General features: G+C 47.5%; 6 protein-coding genes. 4 read left to right on the top strand and 2 right to left on the bottom strand.

The genetic code is table 11. From position 1 onward, the window contains the following. The first annotated feature begins 18 nt into the window (after nucleotides 1-18). Both ACMJ0U_RS05465 and ACMJ0U_RS05470 read left to right on the top strand, forming a co-directional pair. The gene (locus ACMJ0U_RS05465; RefSeq protein WP_417128695.1) at nucleotides 19-1,116 is read left to right on the top strand and encodes an efflux RND transporter periplasmic adaptor subunit; all 1,098 of its coding nucleotides are present in this window, start codon (nucleotides 19-21) and stop codon (nucleotides 1,114-1,116) included. A 3-nt stretch (nucleotides 1,117-1,119) separates the two neighbouring features. Continuing rightward, on the top strand, nucleotides 1,120-2,454 hold the full coding sequence (locus ACMJ0U_RS05470; RefSeq protein WP_117700743.1) for a TolC family protein: 1,335 nt from the start codon (nucleotides 1,120-1,122) through the stop codon (nucleotides 2,452-2,454). A 191-nt stretch (nucleotides 2,455-2,645) separates the two neighbouring features. Here ACMJ0U_RS05470 and ACMJ0U_RS05475 read toward each other — a convergent pair whose 3' ends face one another. Beyond that, nucleotides 2,646-4,058, bottom strand: coding sequence for a methyltransferase RsmF C-terminal domain-like protein (locus tag ACMJ0U_RS05475; protein WP_417128696.1), 1,413 nt, complete (start codon nucleotides 4,056-4,058; stop codon nucleotides 2,646-2,648). Between the two features lie 74 nt (nucleotides 4,059-4,132). Here ACMJ0U_RS05475 and ACMJ0U_RS05480 point away from each other — a divergent pair, with 74 nt between their 5' ends. Together ACMJ0U_RS05480 and ACMJ0U_RS05485 are read left to right on the top strand one after the other, a co-directional pair. Next, entirely contained in the window at nucleotides 4,133-4,927 is a 795-nt protein-coding gene (locus ACMJ0U_RS05480) for a thymidylate synthase (RefSeq protein WP_417128698.1), read from the top strand. Nucleotides 4,928-4,945: 18 nt separating this feature from the next. Further along, a complete protein-coding gene (locus ACMJ0U_RS05485; RefSeq protein WP_417128700.1) occupies nucleotides 4,946-5,440 on the top strand; it encodes a dihydrofolate reductase in 495 nt (164 codons plus the stop codon). A 12-nt stretch (nucleotides 5,441-5,452) separates the two neighbouring features. On the opposite strand, the gene ACMJ0U_RS05490 is transcribed toward ACMJ0U_RS05485, so the two are convergent. Beyond that, nucleotides 5,453-5,932: an Lrp/AsnC family transcriptional regulator gene (locus tag ACMJ0U_RS05490; protein ID WP_007563271.1), complete on the bottom strand. Its 480-nt coding sequence runs from the start codon at nucleotides 5,930-5,932 to the stop codon at nucleotides 5,453-5,455. Nucleotides 5,933-6,032: the final 100 nt, after the last annotated feature.

Below are 6,032 nucleotides of genomic sequence, written 5' to 3' on the forward strand. Positions count from 1 at the left end.
ACAAAAACCAAAGTTGATATGAAAAAGTACATCAAGATTATCTCGCTGATAGTGATTGCACTCATCTTTATCGGCACATTTGTATTTCTGTACCAAAAGTCACAACCCAAAGATACGGTTTATGACATTCTCCATCCTCAAATCACTGATTTGGCACAAATCACCGTAGCCACCGGAAAAATTGAACCACGCGATGAGGTGCAAATCAAACCGCAGATTTCGGGCATCATATCCGAAGTCTACAAGGAAGCCGGAGAAACGGTGAAAAAAGGAGAAATCATAGCCAAGGTCAAAGTAATACCCGAATTAGGCTCACTCAATTCCGCTGAAAGCCGTGTACGCCTGGCCGAAATCAATGGTCGTCAGGCTGAAACCGACTTGGAGCGTATGGAGAAGCTTTACCAAAGCAAACTGGTAAGCAGCGAGGAGTATGAAAAGACTTTGCTCGCTGCCAAACAAGCCAGAGAAGAACTTCAGGCAGCTCAAGACAACCTGGAAATCGTGAAGGAAGGTATCACCAAGAGCAGTGCCTCTTTCAGCAGCACGCTGATTCGCTCTACAATTGACGGATTGATTCTGGACGTTCCCATCAAGGTCGGCAACTCGGTTATCATGAGCAATACGTTCAACGACGGTACCACCATCGCCACCGTGGCCGATATGAGCGACCTTATCTTTAGAGGAAACGTAGACGAAACAGAAGTGGGACGTATTCACGAAGGAACTCCTGTAAAAATCACATTGGGAGCCTTGCAGAACATGAAATTCGATGCCGTACTGGAATACATCTCTCCCAAAAGTGTAGAAAATAACGGAGCCAACCAGTTTGAAATCAAGGCCGCCATCACGGTACCCGACAGTATCACCATCCGTTCCGGCTACAGTGCCAATGCGGAAATCGAACTCCAGCGGGCCAACAATGCCCTGACCGTACCGGAAAGTACCATCGAATTCAGTGGTGACTCCACTTTCGTATATGTGCTGACGGACAGCATACCTACACAGAAGTTTACACGCCGACAGGTACAGACCGGTATCAGCGACGGAGTAAATATTGAGATTAAAAGCGGACTGAAAGCCAACGAACCGATACGCGGACTTAAAAAAGAAATGTAAGCCATGAAAATCAATACAAAACTACTGACCGTACTGAGCATCAGTATGCTGTTGGCCAATGGCGCACAAGCTCAGGAGGCATGGGACTTGACTCGCTGCATCGACTATGCCATTGCCCATAACCTGACCGTTAAACAACAAGAAGCTGCACGCGACAAAAGCGAAGTGGAACTGAACACCGCCAAATGGAGCCGCCTGCCCGACCTGAATGGAAGCGCCTCTCACTCTTTCAACTTCGGACGAAGCCTACAGGCCAATAATACGTACCAGAGTATCAACACACAGAACACCGGCCTCAACCTGAGTACGAGTGTACCCTTGTTTACCGGTATGCAGATACCCAACAACATTGCGCTCTCCAAACTGAACCTGAAAGCGGCCACCGAAGACTTGAACAAGGCCAAAGAAGACATCAGCATTGAGGTAGCCTCTGCTTACCTGCAAGTGTTGTTCAACGAAGAACTGGTCAAGATAGCCCGGCAGCAGGTAGAGTTAAGCCAGGAAATGCTGACACAAAAGGAGGCCTATTTCAAAAACGGGAAAGCATCTGAAGCAGAATGGTATGAAGCCAAGTCGCGCGTAGCACAAGACCAGTTGTCGCTGGTGCAGACTGAAAACGACTACCGTCTGTCTCTGCTCGACCTAAGTCAGCTGCTGGAACTGCCCTCTCCCGACAATTTCCGAATTGTCTCTCCCGACATCCAGCCGGAGCAACTGTTCGGTACACTGACTCCTCCTGCCGAAATCTACAGTCAGGCCTTGCTGACCAAGCCTTCCATCAAGGCTGCGCAATACCGTCTGGAAGGAGCAGCACGCAGCATCCGCATTGCACAAAGTGCCTATTATCCGCAACTAAACTTCGGAGCCGGACTGGGAACAAGCTATTATAATGTATCAGGAAGAGAAAACCCGAGCTTCCACTCTCAGTTGAAAGATAATTTCAGCCAGTATGTAGGACTCTCGTTAAGCATTCCCATCTTCAACCGACTGAGCACACGCAACCGCGTACGCACGGCACGCCTTGAACAGACTACCTTAAACTGGCAACTGGAAGAAACCAAAAAGAAACTTTACAAGGAAATCCAGCAAGCCTACTACAATGCCGTCAATGCCGAAAGCAAATACCAGAGCAGCCAGGTGGCAGATGAAGCAGCAGAAGCCTCTTTCAAGCTGATGAAAGAAAAATACACGCACGGAAAAGCAAATGCAACGGAATACAACGAAGCCCGAACCAACTGGATGAAAGCGGTGTCCGACTGCGTACAAGCTAAATACGATTACTTGTTCCGCACCAAAATACTGGATTTCTACAAAGGAATCCCCTTAACCCTAAAATAGAACAACTTTCTATATTTCAGAAAGTTACAAAAACTTTATCAAAACGCTTTAGCTCTTTCAGAAAAACATCCTTATGTTTGGATGAAAACACCAAAGCGTTTTGATTAAAATGAACTTGCGTTTCAAATAAAGCGTACTTGCGTTTGATTTGAAACGCACTTGTGTTTTATGACAAACGTAAAGACGTTTTTTTAACCGAATAAATCCGGAATAATTTCCGGCAAATATCCGCTTCGGATTCGCCACTCCTGCGGGTACAAATTATTGGCCCGGTTACCGATATTTTTGGCAAATCCCAACACCTGACCTTGATAAGTAAGCGTCACATACCCTCTCGGCACTTCCGGCGAAAGTACCACCGCTTCTTTCCGTAAATAAGCGATGGCCTGTGAGTAAGTCAGCTCAGCCGCAGGAAACGAGTCTTTCTCAAAAGCAGTACTCATAGCCAGCGCATGCGAAGGCTGCCAGTCCTTTCCCTTCAGTTCTCCCAAAGAAATGCCGGCATGCAATATGCGCAACTGACCCTTCAGCAGGTCGTACGTATCTTTACAGGCAGCAGGAAAGGCCATCGCTTCATTGTCATTTACTTCAAACACATAGTCTCCGGCTCCCTGCACCCAAGCTTTCATTTCCTTTGGCACTTGAAGCGCAACTACCTTACCTCCTTTTCCTTTTTTGGAAGCCTTTCCACCGGTCTTTGTTCGCACACTCACCGCGGGTTCTTCCGCTGTTTTCCGTAGCACCGCCATAAACAGGCCTTCCCCCGTAGTCTTATGAGGCAGGAAACGGTAAACCGGAAAATCCGTACCGGTCAGATTTCCCGTAATATGCCAGTCCGGCTGCATCTCCAAAGGAAGCACCTCTGCCCCCAATTCTTGTGTAATCCATGCCACATTGTCCTCATTTTCCTCCCGATTATATGTACACGTACTATAAACCAGCAGGCCTCCGGTCTTCAGGCAAGGCCATATATCCCGCAAAATACGGCGCTGACGCTGCCAGCAGGTGTCCACATTCTCTATACTCCACTCCTGCACAGCCACTTCATCCTTGCGGAACATTCCTTCGCCCGAACAAGGCACATCCGTCAGAATCACATCGAACAACGGTCCCAGCTCGGTAAAATCAGCCGGATCATTATTGGTCACAATCACACCCGGATTTCCCCATTTTATCAGATTCTCGGCCAGCACCTGCGAACGGTTGCGCATCACTTCATTGGCCACCAGCAAACTACCTCCCGGAAGTACGCTACGGGCCAAGGTAGATTTTCCTCCTGGAGCCGCACACAAATCGAGCATCGTAACCGGCTCATGCACATACTGACGCAGCGCCTGTTCCAGAAACATGGACGAAGCTTCCTGCACATAATAACAGCCCGCATGAAACAAGGGGTCGAACGTAAACGACGGACGACCGGACAGGTAATATCCTTCACGGCACCAGGGCACTGAAGTGCTTTCCTGCGGAATAAGGTCGCTCTTATCCGTATTCATCCGAATACTGACAGGCGTATCTTTTTCCAATGCTTCAGTCAAAGCAGCAAACTCCGCATCTCCCAGCAACTGACGCGTACGGAGGATAAAATCAGATGGTAAATTCATGTTTCCAGCAATTGATTACGGCGGCAAAAATACAAAAAAATTAGCTACCTTTGCACAAACAAAAAAATCCAATCATGAAACAATATCTCGATTTGTTGCACCGCATCCGTACGGAAGGAGTACGAAAAGAAGACCGTACCGGAACGGGCACCATCAGCGTGTTCGGACATCAGATGCGCTTCAACCTGGAAGAGGGCTTCCCGCTTGTCACGACCAAAAAACTTCACTTGAAATCCATCATCCATGAACTGCTCTGGTTCTTACAAGGAGATACCAACGTGAAATACCTGCAAGAAAACGGTGTCAGAATCTGGAACGAATGGGCTGACGAAAACGGCGATTTAGGACACATCTACGGTTATCAGTGGCGCTCCTGGCCGGGATATGACGGTAAATTCATCGACCAGATTTCGGAAGCGGTGGAAACCATCAAGCATAATCCTGACTCCCGACGCATCATTGTCAGTGCATGGAATGTGGGCGACCTGGACAACATGAACCTTCCGCCCTGTCATGCATTCTTCCAGTTTTATGTAGCCAATGGCCGCCTCAGCCTGCAAATGTACCAGCGCAGTGCCGACACTTTCCTAGGAGTACCATTTAACATTGCATCGTATGCCCTGCTGCTGCAGATGATGGCACAGGTAACCGGTTTGAAAGCAGGCGACTTTATCCACACCCTCGGCGATGCCCATATTTACCTGAATCACCTGGAGCAGGTAGACCTTCAGCTGACCCGTACCCCGCGCCCCTTACCTGTCATGAAAATCAATCCGGACGTGAAAGACATTTTCAGTTTCCACTACGAAGATTTTCAGCTGGAGAATTATGACCCCTGGCCTCACATTGCCGGAAAAGTATCTGTATAACATCAAGAACCATCAGACATGACACTATCCATCATTGCAGCCATCAACCAGAAAAGAGGAATAGGCTATCAGAACAAGTTACTTTACTGGCTGCCTAACGACTTAAAGCGCTTCAAGGCACTGACCACCGGACATACCATCATCATGGGACGCCACACATTTGAATCTCTTCCGAAAGGAGCCCTTCCCAACCGGAGAAACGTGGTACTCAGCCGACAAGAGCTGCACTTTGAAGGTGCGGAATGTTTTCACACGCTGGCCGATGCCCTGCATACCTGCAAGGAAGATGAGGAGGTATTTATCCTCGGAGGAGCCACTCTCTACACGGAAGCACTTCCATTGGCCGACCGGCTGTATCTTACGGAAGTAGACGATGAGCAGGCACCCGCCGATGCCTTCTTCCCGGAAGTAAGTCCAGAGTTATGGAAAGAAAAAAGTAGAGAATGCCATCCGACAGATGAAAAGCATCTCTACTCCTATAGTTTCGTTAATTACGAGCGTACGCAAAAATAAGCGTCGCGGTTTTCAATCTTCATCATTCGCCAGATCCATTATCGGCATCTGGCGCTTGATAGCTTCACGGAAAGAAATAATCGTTTCCGAACGCGACAAGCCCAACGGTTGAAGTTTATCGTGAATAATCTCCAGCAAGTGGTGATTGTTCTTCGCATAAATCTTGATGAACATGTCATACTGCCCTGTCGTAAAATGACATTCCACTACTTCCGGAATAAACTTCAAAGCTTCCGTTACAGTATCAAACTGCTCCGGATCTTTCAAATACAAACCGATGTAAGCACAGGTTTCATAACCTATCTTTTCCGGGTCAATGATAAATTCTGAACCTTTCAGAATTCCAAGGTTCGTCAACTTTTGAATTCGCTGATGAATAGCGGCTCCTGATACATTGCAAGCACGTGCCACTTCCAAAAAAGGAATACGTGCATTGCCTGCGATCATACGCAGAATTTGTTCGTCTAAACTGTCTAATTGATGATGTCCCATCTTCTATGTTTTTGTATTCATGCAAAGTATAATCCGCAAATCGAAATGTTCGCGCGTTTCAAAATGAAAAGTTCATTTCACAAAACGAAGCGTATAATTT

Source organism: Phocaeicola sp., assembly GCF_048170425.1.
Classification (GTDB): Bacteria; Bacteroidota; Bacteroidia; order Bacteroidales; family Bacteroidaceae; genus Phocaeicola.

Coding starts and splice junctions, on each gene's coding strand:
- ACMJ0U_RS05465 (WP_417128695.1), top strand. CDS start 19: ATGAAAAAGTACATCAAGATTATCTCGCTGATAGTGATTGCACTCATC.
- ACMJ0U_RS05470 (WP_117700743.1), top strand. CDS start 1,120: ATGAAAATCAATACAAAACTACTGACCGTACTGAGCATCAGTATGCTG.
- ACMJ0U_RS05475 (WP_417128696.1), bottom strand. CDS start 4,058: ATGAATTTACCATCTGATTTTATCCTCCGTACGCGTCAGTTGCTGGGA.
- ACMJ0U_RS05480 (WP_417128698.1), top strand. CDS start 4,133: ATGAAACAATATCTCGATTTGTTGCACCGCATCCGTACGGAAGGAGTA.
- ACMJ0U_RS05485 (WP_417128700.1), top strand. CDS start 4,946: ATGACACTATCCATCATTGCAGCCATCAACCAGAAAAGAGGAATAGGC.
- ACMJ0U_RS05490 (WP_007563271.1), bottom strand. CDS start 5,932: ATGGGACATCATCAATTAGACAGTTTAGACGAACAAATTCTGCGTATG.